Annotated in this window: 14 protein-coding genes; 9 read left to right on the forward strand and 5 right to left on the reverse strand. The window is 62.1% G+C overall.

Features of this window, described 5'->3' with window-relative positions; translation table 11 throughout:
* Position 1: 1 nt before the first annotated feature.
* Both BN3560_RS07690 and BN3560_RS07695 read right to left on the reverse strand, forming a co-directional pair.
* Complete coding sequence (locus BN3560_RS07690; RefSeq protein ID WP_096227596.1) at positions 2-2329, reverse strand: molybdopterin-dependent oxidoreductase; 2328 nt, start codon at positions 2327-2329, stop codon at positions 2-4.
* 111 nt (positions 2330-2440) lie between these two features.
* On the reverse strand, positions 2441-2683 hold the full coding sequence (locus tag BN3560_RS07695) for a hypothetical protein (protein ID WP_083809137.1): 243 nt from the start codon (positions 2681-2683) through the stop codon (positions 2441-2443).
* Positions 2684-3378: 695 nt separating this feature from the next.
* Here BN3560_RS07695 and BN3560_RS07700 point away from each other — a divergent pair.
* The 5 genes from BN3560_RS07700 to BN3560_RS07720 all read left to right on the forward strand — a co-directional run bounded on the left by BN3560_RS07700 (position 3379) and on the right by BN3560_RS07720 (position 10421).
* Positions 3379-5910 (forward strand): molybdopterin-dependent oxidoreductase, encoded by a 2532-nt coding sequence (locus BN3560_RS07700; RefSeq protein WP_096227597.1) that lies wholly within the window; start codon positions 3379-3381, stop codon positions 5908-5910.
* A gap of 36 nt (positions 5911-5946) precedes the next feature.
* Positions 5947-6297: a 4Fe-4S dicluster domain-containing protein gene (locus BN3560_RS07705; RefSeq protein WP_041239613.1), complete on the forward strand. Its 351-nt coding sequence runs from the start codon at positions 5947-5949 to the stop codon at positions 6295-6297.
* Positions 6298-6376: 79 nt separating this feature from the next.
* The gene (locus BN3560_RS07710) at positions 6377-7762 is read left to right on the forward strand and encodes an MmgE/PrpD family protein (protein WP_157780557.1); all 1386 of its coding nucleotides are present in this window, start codon (positions 6377-6379) and stop codon (positions 7760-7762) included.
* Positions 7759-9045 carry an MFS transporter gene (locus BN3560_RS07715; protein WP_096227599.1) on the forward strand — a complete coding sequence of 429 codons (1287 nt, stop codon included), beginning with the start codon at positions 7759-7761 and terminating at the stop codon, positions 9043-9045. Before BN3560_RS07710 ends, BN3560_RS07715 begins: the two co-directional genes overlap by 4 nt.
* Before the next feature lie 89 nt (positions 9046-9134).
* Positions 9135-10421, forward strand: coding sequence for an MFS transporter (locus BN3560_RS07720; protein WP_096227600.1), 1287 nt, complete (start codon positions 9135-9137; stop codon positions 10419-10421).
* 157 nt (positions 10422-10578) lie between these two features.
* Here the strand turns inward: BN3560_RS07720 and BN3560_RS07725 are convergent, their stop codons facing one another.
* Entirely contained in the window at positions 10579-12249 is a 1671-nt protein-coding gene (locus BN3560_RS07725) for an amidohydrolase (protein ID WP_157780558.1), read from the reverse strand.
* 354 nt (positions 12250-12603) lie between these two features.
* Here BN3560_RS07725 and BN3560_RS07730 point away from each other — a divergent pair, with 354 nt between their 5' ends.
* Positions 12604-13842 carry a hypothetical protein gene (locus tag BN3560_RS07730; protein ID WP_041239612.1) on the forward strand — a complete coding sequence of 413 codons (1239 nt, stop codon included), beginning with the start codon at positions 12604-12606 and terminating at the stop codon, positions 13840-13842.
* A gap of 287 nt (positions 13843-14129) precedes the next feature.
* Here BN3560_RS07730 and BN3560_RS07735 read toward each other — a convergent pair whose 3' ends face one another.
* Positions 14130-14510 carry a response regulator transcription factor gene (locus BN3560_RS07735; RefSeq protein WP_227115342.1) on the reverse strand — a complete coding sequence of 127 codons (381 nt, stop codon included), beginning with the start codon at positions 14508-14510 and terminating at the stop codon, positions 14130-14132.
* A gap of 394 nt (positions 14511-14904) precedes the next feature.
* Between BN3560_RS07735 and BN3560_RS07740 the strand changes: the two genes are divergently transcribed.
* Complete coding sequence (locus BN3560_RS07740; RefSeq protein ID WP_096227603.1) at positions 14905-16392, forward strand: helix-turn-helix transcriptional regulator; 1488 nt, start codon at positions 14905-14907, stop codon at positions 16390-16392.
* A gap of 34 nt (positions 16393-16426) precedes the next feature.
* On the opposite strand, the gene mscL is transcribed toward BN3560_RS07740, so the two are convergent.
* The gene (gene mscL / locus BN3560_RS07745; RefSeq protein WP_096227604.1) at positions 16427-16876 is read right to left on the reverse strand and encodes a large conductance mechanosensitive channel protein MscL; all 450 of its coding nucleotides are present in this window, start codon (positions 16874-16876) and stop codon (positions 16427-16429) included.
* 280 nt (positions 16877-17156) lie between these two features.
* On the opposite strand from mscL, the gene BN3560_RS07750 reads away from it, so the two are divergent.
* A complete protein-coding gene (locus tag BN3560_RS07750; RefSeq protein WP_096227605.1) occupies positions 17157-18416 on the forward strand; it encodes an isochorismate synthase in 1260 nt (419 codons plus the stop codon).
* The gene (gene menD / locus BN3560_RS07755) at positions 18413-20287 is read left to right on the forward strand and encodes a 2-succinyl-5-enolpyruvyl-6-hydroxy-3-cyclohexene-1-carboxylic-acid synthase (protein ID WP_096227606.1); all 1875 of its coding nucleotides are present in this window, start codon (positions 18413-18415) and stop codon (positions 20285-20287) included. Before BN3560_RS07750 ends, menD begins: the two co-directional genes overlap by 4 nt.
* Positions 20288-20370: the final 83 nt, after the last annotated feature.

Raw genomic sequence — 20370 nt, forward strand, 5'->3', positions numbered from 1 at the left:
GTTAGGCCTCCTTCCTCGTGGCAACGGGGCTTGCTGGATCAATGCCGATCGCGCCCTGCTCGGTGTCGGGGCTCAAGGTGCCGAGTGCGTCGAGCCCGTCCACCTTGTATATCTTGCATAGGACGTTTTTGAATGGAGCACCGAAGCCAATGCGGCCTATAGCACGATGTGGCACGAGACTGTTGATGTTGGACTTCCACACACCGCTGAGATTGGGTGCTTCTGGATCCTGTTCGGGGAACCACCATCCGTGCTGGGCGTGTATGACTCGCGGATCGATAATAGGGGTGACGTGCGCTTTCTCGATAGCTTTGCCGAGCGGGTTCTCGATGCACACCCAATCGCCCTCCTCGATGCCGTATAGTGCTGCCGTTTCGGGGTTGATCTGCACAAGAGGGTACGGCATGAGGGCGCGCAAGGACGGCACTTGTCGGTGCTCGGAGTGGAAGGAAGTGGTTTCGCGTCCACCCGTGGTCATAATGAGCGGGTATTCGTTGGCAAGTTCGGGACGGCTGAACGGCGTGAGTGCATTCTCTTCGAAGTAGGGAAGGGGATCCTCACCCCAATCCTCATAAAGGCTCGAGCATAGTTCGACCAAGCCTGTGGGGGTGTTGAAGCCCGGCTCGCCATCTGGTCGCAGCAGGCCCTTCTCGTACTTGCGGTACTCGAATTCCTGCTGCACCCAGCCCAGCTCCTGCAGCTCCTCGAAGGTGATACCGAGCTGGGGCTTGATCTGCTCGGTGAAGAAATCGGCCACGTTGTCCCATGGCCATGCCTTCGGATTGAGCCGCTTGCCCACCATGAAATCTATTTCGAGGTCGGAGTGGCAATCTCCCACCTCGACGCACTTGTTCATGGCCATGACCATGTGCGTGTTGCGCCCGAAGTGGGGAAGCACCACGCCGTCGTGCTCGGCGAACGTGGTCACTGGCAGGAACAGGTCGCACAGGCCCATGGCCGTAGGAGTCATGAAGACGTCTTGGCAGACGTTGAACTCCATCTTCTCGAGCGCCTTGAACCAGCGTTTGCCTTGCGCGTTGGTGGTGTTCGCTATGCCGTTGGTGGCGTAGAACCACGCCATCTTGAGCGGATAAGGCTCGTCGGTTTCCAGTGTGTCGAGGATGCAGTCGGGATGTGCTATGAGGTGTGCGGCGCGAAATCCCTGGTAACGGGGGTCGGTAATCTGCTTTTCGAGCATGCCCGGCGGGAGCTGCTGGGCGCATTCGTATCGCCACTTCCCCATGAAGCTCGCTGGCACGGCCAGTGTCACCCCTCCTGGCACGTCCAGATCGCCGAGGATGGCCGCGAGGATGAGCACGGTGTGGCCGGCCTGCACCCCATTTGCGTTCGTGTCTATGGCGAGCCCCCACATGAACGATGAAGGATGGTTCTCTGCGATGGCGCGTGAGGCGGCGGCGATGGTGGCGGCCGGAACCCAGGTGATCTCCTCCACCTTATCCAGCGGGTACTCGGCAGCACGCTCCTTGAGCTCATCGAAGCCGTAGCACCAGTTCTCAACGAAGTCGTGGTCGTAGAGATCTTCCTGTATCAGATAGTTGATCATACCCAGGCCGAGTGCGGCATCGGTGCCGGGACGGAGCTGCAGGTGGAAATCGGCATGAGCAGCCATCCATGTGACACGCGGGTCTACCACCACGTAGCGCGATCCGCGCTTCATGAGGTCGATGAGCGTATGGCCGAAGAACCCGTCGGGGTTCGAGAACAGGGGATCCTTTCCCCATAACACGATGTACTTCGGCACCTCGTAGCGCGGGTCGTCGTAGCGGTCGGGGAAGAAGGCTGCGTAGTCGAGCTCGGGATAGCCCGCCCCGAGTATGAAGTCGGCCACCGAGCAGCGTGGCCCATAGCACGAGTCGCCGCTCATGGGGAAGCACGAGTTCGGTGTGCCGAGGGCGGCATAGGCGAGCGGTGTTTTGTAGAGTGTGGCCTCGCGGCCCGTGCCCTGGAAGGCCACGATGGACTCGGCGCCCCAGTTCTCCTTGACGTAGCTCACCCGCTCTTCGATGATGTCGAGCGCCTCGTCCCAGGTGATGGGCTCCCAGGCGTCCTTCCCGCGATCTTCGCGTGCGCGCTTCAAAGGGCTCAGGACGCGCTTCTCGCTGTACATATACTCGGGAAGCGTGAGGCAGCGCACGCACAGGCGCCCTTGGGTGATGGGGTGGTCCGGATCTCCCTCTACGTCCACCACCTTGCCGTCTTTAACGGTCAGGTACATGCCGCACCCCACCGGGTGGTCGCCCGGCGGCGACCAGGCGCAGGTGCGGCACTTGACCACGCCGTCACCGCATTCGATTATCCGCTCTGACATAACCTCTCCTCTCTCGTGCTGTTTATCGCGTGGTGGCACTTTTCCGGTTTCAAGGATGATTTCGCTGAGAAAGGCGACCTCTAAATGCCGGAAAGTGCCGGAGCCACGGGCCTACTTGCTGATGGGCGCTCCCGGCGCCTTCGGGGCAGAGGGGGCGTTGGGCATCCCATGAGCCGTTGGTGCGGGTACGACTGCCGGGGAAGCCGGTGCGGGCGCGTCGTCCTCGGCGCCTTCGGTCGGCGACTTGCAGAAGGGGCATTTCTTGGGCAGCTGCCCCGCTACGCGGTTGATGCGCTTGCCGCAAGACGGGCAGGTGGCGGGGGGCAGTTCGGTCTCGGCTGGTCTGAAGCACATGGCGAACCTCTTTCTCTCAATGCTCTCGACGTGCGATGACTAAACCGAAATAGTATTAATTCTTTGCCATCGCCTTTCAATAAAATAATACGAAAGGGGTTAAATGAATAGTACTAAAAAGACTATGTACTATTCTATTTTAAGAATATGTTACAGGATTTTAAAGGAACACTTAGTTCGAAAAAAGCCTAATATGCAGGTAAAATATCTGTTAAATATAAACACACCAGTTTATTTATCCAAAAAATAGTATAAATAGACACCTTGATAACTAATACTAAATAATATTATTTTGATGTCACAAACTAAACCAAATTGACCTAAGCCAAAAGTGGTTAGTTAAAGGAGGATCGTATGTGTTTTAGGCCTGCGGCGGTCGAAATGTCCAACAAGTGTCCGCAGTGCGGAGGCGAATGCGCGCTCAATCTCGAGCATTGCCCGCAATGCGGAGCGGCGCTCCCCAAGGTGCCGGCCATGCCCGGCATGCCCGGTGCCCCCGGTGTGCCCGTTCCGCCCGGGGCCCCGGCTCCGCCTGCGTCTCCATCAGCGCCCCGTGTTCCGCACCCATGAGCGTTGCGCGTAGGCAACAGTCCCGTTTCTGTAAGCTTCCGGCCAACGCTCTGCCCGCCCGAGGTTTGAGCGTTGGCCGGCTGCCGAAAACCCAGATCGATGAATCGCCAAGAAAAGGAGGAGGAATGGATTACCAAGAGTTCCTCGATTCGGTCGACCGCGAGGCCTACCACGAGGGGGAATGGCGGTGGCAGGAGGGCGAGTACACCGTCACCCGCACCAATCATTGGTCGCCCCCTGGCTGCCATAACGGGTGCGGCGTGCTGCTCTACGTCGACCAAGAGGGCAGGCTTGCCCGCATCGAGGGCGACCCGCTGTCGCCCTTCAACAACGGCAAGCTTTGCATGCGCTGCCTCGACATGGTGGAGGCCGTAAACCATCCCGACCGGTTGAAGTACCCTTTGCGTCGGGCCGGCAAGCGCGGCGAGAACAGATGGGAGCGCATCACGTGGGACGAGGCCTACGATGAGATCGTGGAGCGCGTGAACACCGTCAAGCGAGACTTCGGCTCCCACACCATCCTGTTCGTGCATGGCACGGGACGCAACATCGGCTGGCAGCTGCCGCTGTTCGCATCCACTGCCCTCGAGACGCCCAACGTCTGCAACTTCGGGTTCACTGGCTTTGCCTGTTACCTTCCGCGTATGATCGGCGCATCGGCGAAAATGGGAGAGATGACCATCGCCGACGTGTCTGAAACGCATGAGATGCGCTATGCCGACCCATCCTTCCGCCGCCCCGATGTGATCATGGTTTGGGGTAACGAGCCTCTTAAGGCCAATGCCGACGGCTTCCTTGGCCACTGGATCGTCGAATGCATGCAGATGGGTACCCAGATCATCTCCATCGACCCGCGCCTAACCTGGCTCGGAGCTAAAGCCGCGTACTGGTTGCAGGTGCGCCCCGGAACCGACGGCGCGCTGGGCATAGCGATGCTGAACACCGTCATCAACGAGGATATGGTCGACCATGAGTTCATCGACAGCTGGTGTTACGGCTACGAGCAGCTCGTCGAATCGGTGCAGGGCAAGGATGCTGATTGGGCCGCCGAGATATGCGGCGTACCGGCGGACGACATACGCGGCGCAGCCCGCTTATACGCTACGGCGGAAAGCGCGTCCATCCAGTGGGGCCTCGCGTTCGAGCAGCAACTGTCCGCGTTGGGCGTCACCGCGGCGGCGTGCGATCTCATGGGTGTTACCGGCAACATCGACAATCCCGGAGGGAACCTGCTCATCAAGTGCGCGTTCGATATCGAGAAGCGCTACGGTTTGGGTGACTTCAAAATCCCGCGCGAAAACTATGCAGGCAAGCTTACTTTGTCGGCGGGCATCGAATCATCCGATATCGTGGCCTGTGCGTCCTCAGATGCCCTACTGCACGCCGTGGAGACAGGCGAGCCCTTCATGCCCCAGATTATCTGGCTGCAAAGTGCCAACCCGCTCTCCTGCTCGGGCATGGACGCACCGCGCATGTACGAGGCCATGAACAAGATACCCTACTGCGTGGTGGCCGACCCCTATATGACGCCGACCGCCGTGGCTCATGCCGATATCGTGCTGCCGGTTGCCATGAGCTGCGAGCGCAACTCCGTGCGCACCTGGTGGACGCCCGCCCGGTCCATCTCCAAGTGCGCGAGCTACTACGAAGCAAAGTCCGATGAGCAGATCATCCTCGATCTGGGTCGCCGGCTGAAGCCCGAGAACTGGCCCTGGAAAGACGACAGGGAGTTGGCCACGTGGTACCTCACCGACCAGTACGCCGAGGGCGGCACGCGCTACGAGGGTGACTTCGAGGAGCTGCAGGAGCGCGGCGGCTACAAGTACGATCCGTGGGATGCCGAGTACTACAAGTACCAGAAGGGCATGTGTCGTCCCGACGGCCAGCCGGGCTTCGACACGGCAACGGGTCGTTTCGAGTTCTGGAGCTGGGGGTACAACCATTGGGGAGTCGATCCGATGCCCTACCACATTGAGCCGAAGGATAGCCCAGTATCCACGCCCGAGAAGCTGGCAGAGTACCCGTTCATCGCCACGTCGGGTGGAAGGTCCTACGAGTTCTTCCACTCCGAGCACCGTCAACTGGAAACCATGCGCGAGTTCCATCCTTGGCCGCTTGTGACCATTCATCCCGAGGCCGCGGCTGAATACGGCATCGAGGATGGCGACTGGGTGTGGATCGAGACCACCCATGGCCGATGCCGCCAGAAGGCGTTCCTCTTCCCCGGCATCAAGAAGGACACCATTCATATGGAGCACGCTTGGTGGTTCCCCGAGCAAGAAGCCGCAGAGCCCAGCCTGTACGGCACGTTCGACTCAAACATCAATAACATGGCGCTCAACTTCGAAACGGGGCAAGGCGGCATCGGTTCCGGTATCAAGAGCTTCTTGGCAAAGATCTACCCCTACGTCGAGGGAGACCAGATGCCCGGCGAGAAGGTCACCCGCGAGGGCGGCTGGGGCGACTACCTGCCCGGCGTTATGGCGGGTGACAAAGAATCGGCAGAGAGGCAGGCTGCCGAGGGCAACAGCGCCTTGCTCGCCCAGATCGAGGCCGCTCGGCGCGCCAAGGAGATGAAGGTAGAGGACGCCGACATGCAGGGCCGCAACGCGCTCATCTACGCGAAAGAGCACGCCGACGGCCTGCAGGATGCCTGACCGCCCAAACGACCCAAGAAAAGGAGGCGAACGACCGTGACTAAGGCGATTCTCGTCAACTACGACTACTGCACGGGCTGCCACTCATGCGAGGTGGCCTGCAAAAAGGAGCGTGGCCTGCCGAAAGGCGAGTTCGGCATCAAGGTGTGCGAGGTGGGGCCGTTCCAGTACAGCAGGGACCAGGGGCTGAAGGGCGTATGGGAATGGACGTATATGCCCGTCCTGACGCAGGCATGCAATCTGTGCGCCGACCGTACGAAGGAGGGCAAGATGCCCATGTGCGTGCAGCATTGCCAGGCATGGTGTCTGTACTACGGTGAGGCGGAGGACCTGGTCAAGAAAATGGACGGCAAGACCCGTTGGACGCTTTCGACCACCAAGGAGTAAGGGGGCCGGGCGGCTTAGACCGAGAGGGGAACCATGCGCGAAGTCGCCCGGAAACCATTGAAAAGGGGGTTCCATGAACATGACCGACGAAGTTTGCGCGCACGTCGCGGCCGCAGACTACGCGATACTCGACGATTTCACCGTCGGGCGAGTCAAGACCCGTGTGCTCGACGCGGTGGGCGTCATAGCTGCCGGGGTGCACGCGCCTCGTTGCGACGATTTGTTCAACCTGCTCAAAAGCTATGGAACAGCGCCTCAAAGCACGGCGTTTTTTCGCGGCGAGCTTATGGGCGCTCCGCAAGCTGCCATGGTGAACAGCTTCGCCATGAGATCCTACGATTTCGAGGCCATCGAGGCCGAGAACGAGAATCGCAAGAGCAGTGCCGCTCACATCAGCGGTACGACGGTGCCCACCGCCTTCGCCGCCGCAGAGCGCGTACATGCGAGCGGCAGGGAGTTCCTCACGGCTTTGGTGGTGGGCGATGACGTTGCCGCGCGTCTGGGGGCGGCATCTGGCTTCGATGTGTATGGAGGCTGGGATAACACCAACACCATCAACGGGTTGGGCGCTACTGTTGTCGCCGGCAAGTTGGGCGGCCTCAACGAGCAGGAGCTCAACAACGCGCTCGGCCTGAGCCTGAACATGCTGGGCGGGTCGATGGACAACATCAACTACAAGACGCTCGCGTTCAAGCTCCCCATGGCGCTTGCTGCCCGCAACGCCATCTTCTCGGCCGACTTTGCCGCCCGTGGCATGACGGCCACCCACGACGCCATCGGGGGCAAGAAAGGGTATTTCTTCCTGTTCTGCGGCGAGAAGCAGCAGCCGGAGCTGCTGTGCAAGGACTTGGGACGCGTTTTCTACGGCGATGTGGTCATCAAGCCGTGGTCGGCCTGCCGCGCCACGCACCCCTCGATCGATGCCTGCATGAAGATCGTCGAAGCGCACGAATTCGATCCAACGCAAGTGGAGAGCGTAACCATTCATACCACGCCCCGCACAGCTCAAGGGTTCGTGGGGCAGCCGTTCGAGGTAGGCGAAGAGCCCCAGGTGAGCGGAGCTTTCAGCATCATCTACACGGCGGCAGTCGCCCTTGTGGAAAAGGCTGTGCGCCCCGAGCACATGAACCGGGAGGCCATGGAGGATCCCGCGCTGAAAAGCATGATAGCGAAGATCGCCATCGATCCCTCCTTGCCGCCCGACGAGTACCAGACGGCGGAGGTAGACGTGGTCATGCGGGGCGGCACGTCTTACCACGCACGCTGCGACGTGCCCAAAGGCGATATCTACCGCAGCCCCCTGACCGAAGGGGAGGTTCTCGACAAATTCTACCGGAACATCGAGTTTTCTCGCACGCTGCCGCACGAGGCTGCCGCACAGGTGGTTGAGATGGTTACGCATCTTGAAGAGCTGGACGACATCGGGGAGCTCGTGGCGTTCATGGAAGAGAGGAGAATGAAATGACCGCAGAACAGAAAGCTACCGCGAAGAAGGCGCTCGGCATCACGGTCCAGATAGCCGCGCTGCTCGTTATCACGCTGCAGTATGCGAAGTCGTTCTCGACGCCGGCCATGTCGGCCATTGGAGCGGCATACGCCCCTGCGGGCGTCGATTCGCTCATGCTTAAGAACATCGAAGGGCTGCCCTCGCTCATGGCTATTGTAGGCGCGTTCGCCGTGGGCATCCTCGAGCGCTATATGAAAAAGAAGACCATGCTTATCATTGCCATGGCATGCACCCTCGTCGGTGGGGTGGTTGCTGGTCTCATGCCGGAGACCATCGAGGGCTTCTACGGCATATTGGCGTGCCGCGTGGTGCTGGGTTTCGGCCGCGGCATGATATTCCCTATGGCGTCATCGTTCATAGCCGACTTGTTCGAGGGCAGGCAGCGCGACCGCCTCATGAGTTTCAAAACGGCAGTGGGAGGTCTCTCGGGTTCGGTGTTCCAGCTGATCGGCGGTTTCCTGGCCGTCATGTCGTGGCGCTATTCCTTCATCGGCTACCTGTTCATCATCCCCATCGTGGCGATGATTGTGCTCTGGCTTCCGGAGCCCGACGTAAAGCCGGCAGGGATGACGGCCGACGGCAAGCGTGGTAACGCGCTCAAATCCATCACGGTGGCCGCATGGATCGTCATCCTCTTGGCAGGCGTGTGGAACTTTTTCCAGTTCTCGTACTTCACCAACATCTCCTTGTGCATCAAGGAGGCGGGTTTGGGCGACACGGGCTTCGCTGGCATCATCAGCTCCACGCAGACGCTTGCCGCCGCGGTGGGCGCCATCTGCTACGGTGCGTTTCTTAAGGGTCGCCTTCGGGGATTCGACCTGCCCATCGCTCTACTCGGCGAGGCCGTGGGCTTCTGGATTCTCACGCACATCGTCTCGGTGCCGGGCTACTACGCAGGTGCCATTGTATACGGGCTCGCGTTCGGCATGTTCAACCCTGCCCTCATCCTGCAGATCGTGAAGGTTCTGCCCAAGGAAGGTGCCACGTTGGGGCTCTCGCTTTTGGCTGCGGCACAGAATCTGTGCCAGTACTTCTCCGCTTACGTGCTTGCGTTCTTCGCCGGTCTCATGGGCGTGGCGGCTACGGGCCAATTTGCCGGTTGGAACGTGGCATGGCCGCTTGCGACAGCTATGGCCGTGCTTGTGGCCGTTATCATCGTTATCACTAAAGCGAAGCATCCCGAGTTGATCGCCGGCCTGAAAGAACCGGGTAAGCAAGCCGATATCGAGAAAACCGTCTAGTTGGGGGAACGGCACGTAAAAGATGGTTGTACTGGATTCGAGTGATCGGGGCCGGCGCCCGCCGGCCTCTTCTGCCGAAGGGGGATCGCATGCTAGTTCGCGATGGCAAGCTTCTAGGGAGAGTACCGTATGCATTCGTGATCGTGGGGTGTTGCTGCCTTCTCCAGGCGTTTGGCATGGGCCTTATCTTGAACTGTGGAAGTCTGTTCTATGTTCCTGTCTGCGAGGATATGGGGTTTCTTAGATCGGAGATTGCCACGTACATGACGGGCTATTTCGTCGGAACGACGCTGGTAACGCCCTTGGCCGGAAAGCTTCTCTCACGGTATGACATACGCGTTGTCATGGCATTGGCCATCGTGGTGCTCTCGTTCTCCGTCGGTGTCATGTCAACCTACACGGCGATATGGCAGTGGCAGGCATCAGGGTTTCTCGTCGGGGCGGCTGGTTCGTGCATATTCGTGCTGCCTTCCGCGACGTTGGTGGGGAACTGGTTTGTCAAACGGCGCGGTATGGTATACGGCATTGTCATGGCTTGTTCGAGCGTATCGGCGGCAGTGTTCTCGCAGGTTCTGCACGGCATCATAGTGGCCGACGGATGGCGAGAGGCTTATTTGTTCGTCGGTGTCGCCTCGTTTTGCGTGATCTTTCCCTGTGCCCTGCTGCTGAGAAGGAATCCGTCCGACGTGGGTGCCGTCCCCTATGGGCTCATGCCCAATGAGGGAGTTGGAAAAGCGTCAGTTGTACGAGGTGTTGCGGTGAAGGTAGCCGTGGTCTCCTTGGCGTTTTGGTGCTTGTTCGTGTTCGCCGGTATTGCGTCGTTCATTCATGGAGGCATCGAGCAGCATCTTCCCGGTTACGTCGAGTCTGTCGGGTTCACCTCGTCATTCGCCGCAGCTGTGGTATCGGCCCAGTCCGTCGGATCGGTGGTCGACAAACTGGTCATGGGCTGGCTGAACGACAAGCTGGGGGTGCAGCGAACCACCATCATCGAGCTTGTGCTCATCGTGCTGGGCATTTTAGGGTTCGTTCTGCTGCACAACCCGGTTTTCCTCATCGTGTCCGCTGTTTTGTTCGGCGTGCAGGATTCGCTTATGTCGGTGAGCCTTCCTCTGCTCATTCGAGAGATATTCGGTTCTAAGAACTACACGCAGATCCACGCGTGGATACGCACCGGCGTGGGGGTGTTCGGATCGTTTTCGGGCATTGTCGTCGGTGCGGCATATGATTTCGCAGGCACCTTTGTCCCCGCTTTTCTGGGATTGATGGTCATCTGCTTTTTGGCCATGGCCTGCATCCGCGTTGCCTACCGAACAAGCAAGGGATTGGTTTGGGAAGCGACGGGCTGCGTATCGGATGGAGACGCCAAGAAGTAAGAGGATTGCTCTTTCCCGATTGCAGAAAGCTTTCATAGTGCTGGACAGAGTCAAGGGGGCCCGGCTGCTTGCGGCCGGGCCCCTTGTAGATCGCTCGCTTGCGGCGGACGCCTCTTGTGCGATTGTTATGACGGCCACAAGCTGACGCCAGGGGCGTCTACCGCTCGTACACCACTTCGCCGCCCAGGATGGTCGTCGCCACCTTGGTAGTGCGGTAATCCTCCACGTTGCCGGCGATGAAGTCGTTGTCGAACAGGCACATATCGGCGAAGTTGCCCACCTCCACCGAGCCCATCTTGTCGTCGTCGTGGCTGAAGAAGGCCGCGTTCTTCGTCCACATGATGAGGGCCTGGATGGGCGTGACCTTCGACTCGTCGCCCTTGGAGAGCGTCTTGCCCGTGGTCTCGTCGACTCGGGTAATGGCGTAGTACATGCCCAGCAGAGGGTCGGGCGTCACGACGGGGCAATCCGAGCTGCCGCCGGCGATGATGCCGTTTGAGAACATGAGGCCCGGCGACTGGAAGCGCTCGACCTGCTCGGGCCAGAACAGCGGCTCCTCGCCCATCTGGGACACGAGGGTGGGCTGCAGGCACACGCCCACGCCCAGCTCCTTCATGATGGGCCACTGGTCCTCGTAGGGCAGCTGGTAGTGGATCAGGTAGTGGCGCAGCTCCTTCACCGGGCGGATCTTGTTGGCCTCCTGGAAGGCGTGCAGCGCGCGGTCCTCGCTCGCGTCGCCGATGGTGTGGATGCCGAACTGCCAGCCGAGCTCGGTCGCCTTGCACACCAGCGCGTCGATCTCCTCCTGCGTGTAGATGGTGTCGCCGTAGAAGCCGGGGCGCTGGCGGTACTCGCGGCGGCTCATGGCGGCGGTGAACGCGGCCGTGATGCCGTCGAGCGTGACCTTGCAGCCGTTGAGCTTCAGCATCTCGTCGCCGAAGCCGGTGACGCAGTCCATCTCCTCCAGGCGGCGCAGGTTGTCCTCGAAGGAGCCGAACTGCGGGTCCAGGTAGAACATGAGGTTCGCGCGGTAGGTGAGCCTGTTCTGTTTCCTTGCTTCGTTGTACGCGCGCATCTGCTTGTAGTTGAGGTTCGCGTCGATGGCGCTGGTGATGCCGAAGGAGTTCAGGCGCTGCCCTATGAGTTCGAGGCTCTGGAGGTGCTGCTCTTCAGTCAGCGGGGGCTTGGCCGCAAACATTGGCATGAGGGCTGCGTTCTCGTACAGCATGCCGTCGAGCTCGCCGTCGTCGTAGTGGCCGATCTCGCCGCCTTCGGGCTGCGGGGTGTCCTTCGTATAGCCGACTTCTTCGAGGGCGCGCGAGTTCGCGGCCACCGTATGGGCCGACATGTGCAGAAGGATGAGCGGGTTGTCGGGCGCGACCTCGTCGAGCTCGCGGCGCGTGATGACCTCCTGGCTGTCCTCCCAGATGAGCTCGTTCCAGCCGTCGCCCTCGATCCATTCGCCCGCAGGAGTGCTGGCGACCTTCTCCTTCAGGGCGTCGAGGATGGCCTGGCGGCTGGTCACGCCGTTGAAATCGAGGTTGAGCATCTGCTCGCCGGTCCACTTGCAGTGCATGTGGCATTCGACGAAGCCGGGCGTGAGGATCTTGCCGGAGGCGTCGATGACCTCGGTGTGCTCGCCGATGAACTGCTGGACGTCGGTGGCCGTGCCCACGGCGATGACCTTGCCGTCCTTGGCGGCCACGCCGCCGTCCTCGATGATGGGGAAGTCCGTCTTGCCTTCCTTCACCTCGTCGCACGTGATGGCGACGGTGTAGATCTTCGGATGCTGGATGACCAGGTCTGCCTCGGGATACCAAGTGCTCATAACAGGTTCTCCTTTTCCTTCGATACTATCGCGGAAAAGCGGAAGAGCGCCTTTGCCTGCATGCGGCAATGCGGCCGCACCGGTCGGCGTTATCGTGAAACCATGAATCATCCCCGCTGCACAGCATAGAGTAAAACTCGTCCTTCCTGCCACCGGCCGTAAGGACAATATCGCGGGTATGATCGTACTTTCGGCCGATTCCCTTCCGGCGGGGGCGTGGGGTAGGATGGGCCGCAACGTAATCCTTCCTCGGAAAAATCCATAACGTGCTGCAAAGGGCGACAAGGGCGGCCATCTGCCTGCTCGCCAGGGGTTTTGTGGCAATACCAATCGGAAACGAGAGAAGGTGTCATCGTGGAGAACACGATCATCGACGACGATGCGACCATCGTCGCAGACGCACCCGCATCATCGAAAGCACCCGCGACGGCCGTGTCCCGCAAGGAGATCCTGCCGGCGTTCTGCATCACCGTCGTAGCCGCCATCGCGCTGTACGCGCTCATGAGCTACGTGCAGCCCCTGCTCATGAACAACAACTTCATCTACGACTTCGGCACCATGATGACCGGCTGCATCGAGGGTTCGCCCCTCTACCGCGTGGCCTGGTTCTTCGCCGACCTGACCGAGGGCTCGTTCATCGCGGCGCTCCCGGCCTCCATCGGCATGATCATCATGGGCTTCGTGGCCGCCGCGCTCGAGCGCAAGAAGTCGGCCCACGCCGGCACCGGCGTGGCGGGCAACGGCCACATCTTCACCACCATGTTCGTGACGACCTGCCTGTCGCTCATCCTGGGCCAGCTGCTCTACGGCGGCCTGTTCGCCAGCGGCTGGATTCCCACGTTCGCCACCGTGCTCACCGTGCAGGTGTTCGTGATCTTCTACGGGTCCGACCTGAAGAAGGTGGCAACGTCGCTCATCCTGGGCACTATCGTCACCTGCCCGGTGTGCTACGCCCTGCTGTACGGCATCGTGTCCCCGCTGGGGCTGCCGCTGTTCATCGCCGTGTCCGCCGGCGTGGCCATCGTGGTGCCGGTGTGCTCGCTCATCTTCCGCCTCATGCCGTGGATGACCATCCCGGCGCCGGCCGAGGGCGCGAACCCCACGGACCAGAACAAGAGCAAGTTCTTCGTGCACCAGATCTTCGGCGACATCGGCCAGCTGACCATCTGGGGCAGCTCGTGGGCCACGATCGGCATGTACGTGGGCGGCATCATCTCGTGGGTCATGAACCCGCTGCATCCCGCATACGGCTCCGGCAACTTCCCCCTGCTCATCATGGTGCAGGTGGTCACGGGCGCTCTGGCCATCCTCATCTGGTACCCCAAGTGGAAGAAGACGGGCATGGCCTTCACGTTCGCGGGCATCGTGTTCGCGTCCGCCGTCGTGAGCACCTATCCTCCCAGCTGGGCCATCGTCATCCCCACCATCCTCATCGGCGCCGTGGTGTTCGCGCCGCTGGTCGAGTGGGTGCTGAAGGTGTTCCGCTTCAAGGGAACCTACCATCCCATCTGCCTGATCCAGGTTGCTATCTTCACGGTATGCACCGCATGGTCGTTCGCCGTCATGTACCTGATCATGCCGATGCTGGCTTAACTACCCGGTCGCAGCGCGCACCGACAGGCGCGCTCGACATCTTATTCCTCGAGCCCCTCGCCGCATTCAGTCCCCGCGGCGGGGGGCTTTTGCGCTGTGCGGTTAAGGCGCGGCGGGGGAGGACGTCCGAAGAGGCGCCTTCTGCGAAAAGGCTTTAGCTAAGGTGCTTCGGCTGCCGAGGAGCGCTCCTCGGGTCCTTCGCTCCGGGGGGGGGGTGGCTGGCTTCTTGACGATATCCCTCGACTTCGCGCCTTCTGTGTTCTGCTTGGTGCGGCGCTGCGCAGAGGCTAGCGTGCCGCGTCGTGCAGTAGGGCGACGAGCGCCGTGCGGTTGGGCACGTGGGCTTTGGCGAAGATGTTCTGGATGTGGGATTTGACGGTGGAGAGGCTGATGCAAAGCCGGAGGGCGATCTGGTCGTTCGTGAAGCCCTCGGCAATGAGCATTGCAACGTCGCGCTCGCGCGACGTGAGGGCGGAGAGCAGCGCGTGCTGCGAAAAGGCAGGTTGGCTCGCGTTGGACTCCCCGTGGCCTTGCAGCGGGGTGACGCGGACGGTGAATGCGCAGGCGTCGAAGGGATCGTCCTCGACCTGCATGCGGAAGCAGAGTCCTTGGGCGTTCGTGAAATCCAGGTAGCGTTCGGAGCCTTGGGCCGGTGTTCGGGCGGTCATGGCGAACAACGCCTCCCTTCATTTTGACGCTCCCCTTCCGGGAGCGACCCGGAAGGGGAGCAGGGGGTGATACTTGGTTTCCGCTTTCTCGCGAAACTTCAGTAGTCTGTCGCGCTCGTGCCCGTCCCCCTGTTTCACCTCCTTGCGGTATTCCTTCCTCGGAAATGCCGGGCAAGGCGCACGTGCTGGATAAAATAATGAGGTTTTGGCTTGACCGGCGCCATCCTCCGCCAGAGGTGGTTTACGCCTCCTAGGCATCTCACCCCATAAGTATTAGATGTTTTTAGATCAGGTTTAGGTATACTCGCCATGGACGTGAGAGAGGGCTATGCAGCCGGTTTGACGTGGGGTTGTGCGCTTGATCGAGAAGTCGATTGGTATCGGGGGGAACCATATGGAGGCTGAGGGCGCCCGCTCTTGCGGCATGCGCAAAGTTGTCCACGACGTGCGGGAGCAGCCGACGCTTTTCGTGGGCTTCACCGCCTATAAGACGTTCGCCGTCCTGCTGTTCCTGGACGGCTTCTTCTTTCCCGGCACGTTCCAGGTGGCCGGTTTCGAGCTCTCCACCATCGTGCCGTTTCTGTTCATCTGCGCGGGCGTATGCCTGTTCTTCGCGTTCCGCTTCAAGAAGATCAAGGTGTTCGACAAGGATGCGTACCTCTGGTTTCTCGTGGGCAGCATGGTGCTGGGCGTGTTCTTCCTCTTCATGGAAACGCATGCGGGCATCGCGGACGATGCATTTCGTTTCGCGACGCTGGCGCTGGGCATGGTGCTGCTGGCCGTGGGAACCATGGGCATCCATATTGAGCTGGGGCGCATCTTCGGCATGCTGGGAATGACGCCCACGCTGACGTTCGGCATTGCCTCGGCACTTGCCACGGGGGTGCTGTCGCTGGGCATCGCGCTGCTCGACCCGCTGCTGCGGTGGGTTATCGCCTTCGTTTTACCGGCTTTCGTCGTGCTGCTGTTCTACTGTGCGAAGGGCAAGGCGTTCCCCGACCAGAAGGTGCTGTACCGCGAGTCTACGAACGACCTGCTTATTCCCTACCGCTTCATGGCCACGTCCGTCACGCAGGGTTTGGCGCTGGGCATACCGCTGGGCTTCTTGAGCTTCTCGGGCTTTCTCTCGCAGATGCTCGACTCTGTTGGGTACTTCTTCGCGGCATCGCTCGCCTTGCTGGCGGTGCTGGTGCTGCAGATGGACTTCAACCGTTCCATCTACCAGATAGGGTTTCCGCTTGCGGGGGCGGGTTTGCTGGCGGTGGGCGTGCTGGGGCCGACGTCGGTTATGGCAGGCGTGCTGCAGGTGACGGGCTTCCTGTACCTCGACCTGGTGCTATGGGGTTTGGGATCGTATCTCATCAAAAACTGCGACCAGCCGGCCACCTGGGTTGCCTCTTGTCCCAGCACGGCGCTCATGACGGGGCGCGCGCTGGGCATCGTGGTGGGCAGCGTGGCCCTGCAGGTGCTGGCGGGCTCCGAGCAAGTCGTGGTGTTCTTCTGCGCTCTGGCCTTCTTGGTGCTGATGATGGCGTTGCTGCTGACGAACAATGCGAACATGCGCACAGGTTGGGGGTTCGTGCGTCCCGGCGATCCCGACGAGCCCACGGACAGCTATCGCACCTGCGAGGTGGTCGCGCAGGACTTCGGGCTGACGCAGCGCGAATTGGAGATCATGTACAGCCTGATAGAGGGAAAGTCGCGCAAGGAGATAGCCGAGGATCTGTACATCACCTCGAACACCATCAAGACGCACCTGCACAACCTGTACGGCAAGCTCGACATCCACTCCGAGAGCGACTTGAAGGCGTTTGTGGCGAAACGCGAGCGGATGTTCTCCACCGAAGAGGATGCCGTGCCCCTGCCGCCCGAGCAGGTATGAGGGCGGGTGCGGCAACGCTCGACAGGTGGACGTCCTACGCCTTGGCAGTGAGGCCGGCGGGCTCGGGCAGCTCGGCCGTGCAGTGGGGGCAGCGCGTGGCGCCCTTGGTTACCTCTTCGAGACAGTACGGGCAGTGCGGGGCCCTCTCCTCCTCGGCTTGCTTGCCGTGCTTCGCCAGCGAGCGGGCCTTGTTCAGGGCCTTCACCATGAGGAACACCACGAACGCGATGATGACGAACTGAATGACGGCGTTGATGAAGCTTCCGTAGGCGATGGCGGAATCGCCCGCTCCCAGCGGCAGATACAGCTTCAAGTTCGAGAAGTTCACGCCGCCGGTGAACGCGCCCACGATCGGCATGATGAGGTCGCTCACGGCCGAGTTGACGATGGCGGTGAACGCCGCGCCGATGACCACGGCCACGGCCAGGTCCATCACGTTGCCCTGATTGATGAAATCCTTGAATTCTTGGAGAAACTTCTTCATGGAGGCCCTTTCGTTGTAGATCGTGACGCTTCGTCCTCGGAAATTCATTTCAGTATAGAATGCGACCCGTGTGCAAACGAGAAGTTCATGGAATCGTTGACCGGCGCACGCCGGCAACCCCTCGCGGCCGCGATCGGGAACCCGGCGCTCGGACGGGTATACTATGGGGCTGTGCAATCTCGCGCGTTGCTGCTCCCGGACGATCGGAGGACCTCGTGAACAAAGTGAAGACCATGGTGAAGACGGCGCTCGGCTGCGAGCCGGCGCGGTAAGGAGCGTCATGACCAAGATCCACTCGCATACCCTGCCGATCGAGGCTGATATCGTCGATGCGTTCTGCCTGATGCAGAAAGGGTTCACCGACCAGTTCGTGTACTACGACAAGCAGCGGGCGTGCCGTTATATGGGGCTCGGGCGCTGCATTGCGCTGCCGACGCTCGACGAGGCCGAGAGCGAGCTGGAGGGGCCGGTGGAACAGCCGCCCGTGTACTTCTCGTTCAACCGCTTCGATGCGGAGAACCCGGCCCCTGCCGACGAGCTGTTCGAGGCGTTCCCGCGGCTGAAGTTCATGCTGCCGGAGATCGTGCTTATTGAGAACGAGCGGGGCACGCTTCTGCAGGTGAACTCGTTAGGACCGGTGTACGCGGGGCGCATCGAGCGGTTCGCGCGCCAGGCGCTGGCCGCGCCGCCGCGCCGTCGCATGACGGTGCCGTACCGGCTGGAGCCCGACTCACGCGAGGCATGGCGCGCGGCCGTGGGCGCCGGTTTGGCGGCCATCGAGACGGGACGCGTGGACAAGGTGGTGCTGTCGAGGCGGCAGCGCCTGGTGGCCGAGCGGCCGTTCTCATCGAAGGACCTGCTGGTGAACCTGATAGACGGGCCGGCGCGCGGCACGGTGCTCCTGTACCGCTACGCTGACGTGTTCTTCTGCGGGTGCACGCCCGAGCTGCTGGTGCGCAAGCGCGGCGCCGAGCTGGAGAGCATGTGCTTGGCGGGCACCTGCCCGGCCGGCGGCTCCGAGGATGAGCGCGCACGGCTGGCCGCCGAGCTCATGGACGACCCGAAGAACCGCGCCGAGCACGACTACGTGGTGCGGTTCATCCGCGAGGTGTTCCGGCGCACGTGCTACGGCGTTGACGTGCCTGCCGAGCCGGGCATCCTGCCGCTCACGCACGTACAGCACCTGTGCACGCCGGCGCGGGCGCGCCTTTTGGAGGGCGTGGACCTGTGGTCGATGATGGAGGACCTGCATCCCACGCCGGCCGTGGCCGGCACGCCGGTGGGCGAGGCGAAGATGCTGCTGCGCGAGGTGGAGGCGTACAACCGCGGCTTCTTCGCGGGCGCGTGCGGCTACGTGGACGGCGCCGGCGACGGCGAGTTCTCGGTGGCGCTGCGCACTGGCGTGTTCGACGGCGAGATCGGCTGGGTGTACGCCGGTTGCGGCATCGTGGAGGGCAGCGTGGCCGACGACGAGTACGACGAGATAGGCATGAAGCTGAAGACGGTGCTCTCGGCATTCGACGGGGGCGAGGCGCGATGACGGCCGACCCGCAGGCGACGGCGCTGTTCCTGGGCGCGTTCTTCGACGAGCTGGCGCGCTGGGGCGTGCGTGACGTGGTGGTGAGCCCCGGGTCGCGCTCCACGCCGCTGTCCATGACGGCGTTCGAGTTGTCGCGGCGCGCGCCGGAGCGGATGCGCCTGTTCGTGGACGTGGACGAGCGCGGCGCGGCCTTCTTCGCGCTCGGGCTGGCGAAGGCGAGCGGGCGTCCGGCGGCGCTCGTGTGCACGTCGGGCTCGGCGGTGGCGAACTACTATCCGGCGGTCATGGAGGCGGAGTCGTCGCGCGTGCCGCTCGTGGTGCTCACGGGCGACCGGCCGCCGAGGCTGCAGGGCCTCGGCGCGCCGCAGACATGCGACCAGCTGAACGCCTATGGCAACCACGTGCGGGCGTTCCGGCAGATGCCGCTTCCCTCGGGCGACGATGCGGCGCTCGCGTTCGCCCGCCAGGCCGCGCGCGAGGCGGTCATCGCGGCGGGCGAGGGGTGCTTCGGCGGGCCCGTGCACTTGAACTTCCCGTTCGACGAGCCGCTCAAGCCCGATTTCGGCGTGGAGGGGCTGTTCGAATCGGCGCAGCGCGCGAATGTTTCACGTGAAACATCTGTTCCTGTTGCGAGACAGCTCGCGCTCGGCGACGCCGAGCATCTGGCCGCGCTGTTCGCGGGAAAACGTGCGCTCGTGTACGCGGGCGAGGGTACCTGCACAGGCGAGCTCGAAGCCGGCAAGGTGCTCAGCTGGGCGCGAGCTTTCCGCTTGCCATTGCTCGCGGATCCGTTGTCCGGTCTGCGGTCTTCGGACGACCCCCTAGTCATCGACAACTACGACTCCGTGCTCGGCCCGGGCGGTACGGTTCCCGATGGCCTTGCGCCCGAGGTGGTCGTGCGGTTCGGGCGCTATCCGGTGTCGAAGAAGGCGACGCAGCTGGTTGCCGCGGCGCGTCCGGTGCAGATCGTGGTCGACCCGCTGGAGACGCGCGACTGCAACGCGGCCACCGACGTGTTCGTGCGCTGCAGGCCATCGGAGCTGGCGGGGTCGCTCGGGTTCGCGTACGACGTGCAGACGATCGATTGCGATCCCGACGACGCGCAGCGGGCCTTCGCGCGCGCGTGGATCGACGCGAACGACGCCGCGCGCAAGCGCATCGCTTCGGTGGACGATGCGGAGGCCGGCTTCGAGGGCGCGTTCGTCCGGCGGGTCGTGGAGCTTGCGCCGGAGGGATCGTGCCTGTTCGCAGCCAACTCCATGAGCGTGCGGGCGCTCGACACGTTCTACCTGAAAAGTGCCAAGCGCCTCGCCATCCTGTGCAACCGGGGCCTCAACGGCATTGACGGCACGGTGTCCACGGCGCTGGGCGCGGCGCAGCACTTCGCCCAGACCACGCTGGTCACGGGCGATCTCACCCTGCTGCACGACCTGAACGCCCTTGCGCTGCAGCGCGAGCTGCGCTTGCAGCGGGAGGCAGCGGCGTGCGTCTCCGCCTCGCTCGACGCGGCGTCCAGCGAGGCGGCCAGCGCCGTAACGCCCGGCCATGCGACCGATGCGGCATTCGACAACGTCGCGCCCGGCGCGGTTCCGAGCATCGTCATCGTGCTGCTGAACAACAACGGCGGCGGCATCTTCGATATGCTGCCCCAGAAATCGGAGGACCCGTATTTCGAGCGGCTGTTCCTCACCCCGCAGGACGTGGATTTCCGGGCGGCTGCGCAGGCGTTCGGCGTGCCGTACCGCCGCGCCGACACCGTGCCGGCGTTCGACGAAGCCTACCGCGCGCTGCTCGGCACCCCCGGCATCTCGCTCGTCGAGGTTCGCGTGCCGCTTTCGGGGTTGAAGGATCGCTATGCCCCGTACTGGTAGAAGGCACGGCGACGCTTTCCAAGTGAGTGGCGCTATAAATAACCAAAAGAGTCATGGACAAAATGCAAGGCTATGGCAAGGGT

This window comes from Gordonibacter urolithinfaciens (genome assembly GCF_900199375.1).
Taxonomy (GTDB): Bacteria; Actinomycetota; Coriobacteriia; order Coriobacteriales; family Eggerthellaceae; genus Gordonibacter; species Gordonibacter urolithinfaciens.

Excerpts from the sequence above, each read along its gene's own strand:
- BN3560_RS07750 (WP_096227605.1), top strand. The coding sequence starts at position 17,157 with ATGACCAAGATCCACTCGCATACCCTGCCGATCGAGGCTGATATCGTC.
- mscL (WP_096227604.1), bottom strand. The coding sequence starts at position 16,876 with ATGAAGAAGTTTCTCCAAGAATTCAAGGATTTCATCAATCAGGGCAAC.
- menD (WP_096227606.1), top strand. The coding sequence starts at position 18,413 with ATGACGGCCGACCCGCAGGCGACGGCGCTGTTCCTGGGCGCGTTCTTC.
- BN3560_RS07700 (WP_096227597.1), top strand. The coding sequence starts at position 3,379 with ATGGATTACCAAGAGTTCCTCGATTCGGTCGACCGCGAGGCCTACCAC.
- BN3560_RS07710 (WP_157780557.1), top strand. The coding sequence starts at position 6,377 with ATGACCGACGAAGTTTGCGCGCACGTCGCGGCCGCAGACTACGCGATA.
- BN3560_RS07725 (WP_157780558.1), bottom strand. The coding sequence starts at position 12,249 with ATGAGCACTTGGTATCCCGAGGCAGACCTGGTCATCCAGCATCCGAAG.
- BN3560_RS07740 (WP_096227603.1), top strand. The coding sequence starts at position 14,905 with ATGGAGGCTGAGGGCGCCCGCTCTTGCGGCATGCGCAAAGTTGTCCAC.
- BN3560_RS07715 (WP_096227599.1), top strand. The coding sequence starts at position 7,759 with ATGACCGCAGAACAGAAAGCTACCGCGAAGAAGGCGCTCGGCATCACG.
- BN3560_RS07690 (WP_096227596.1), bottom strand. The coding sequence starts at position 2,329 with ATGTCAGAGCGGATAATCGAATGCGGTGACGGCGTGGTCAAGTGCCGC.
- BN3560_RS07695 (WP_083809137.1), bottom strand. The coding sequence starts at position 2,683 with ATGTGCTTCAGACCAGCCGAGACCGAACTGCCCCCCGCCACCTGCCCG.
- BN3560_RS07720 (WP_096227600.1), top strand. The coding sequence starts at position 9,135 with ATGCTAGTTCGCGATGGCAAGCTTCTAGGGAGAGTACCGTATGCATTC.
- BN3560_RS07735 (WP_227115342.1), bottom strand. The coding sequence starts at position 14,510 with ATGACCGCCCGAACACCGGCCCAAGGCTCCGAACGCTACCTGGATTTC.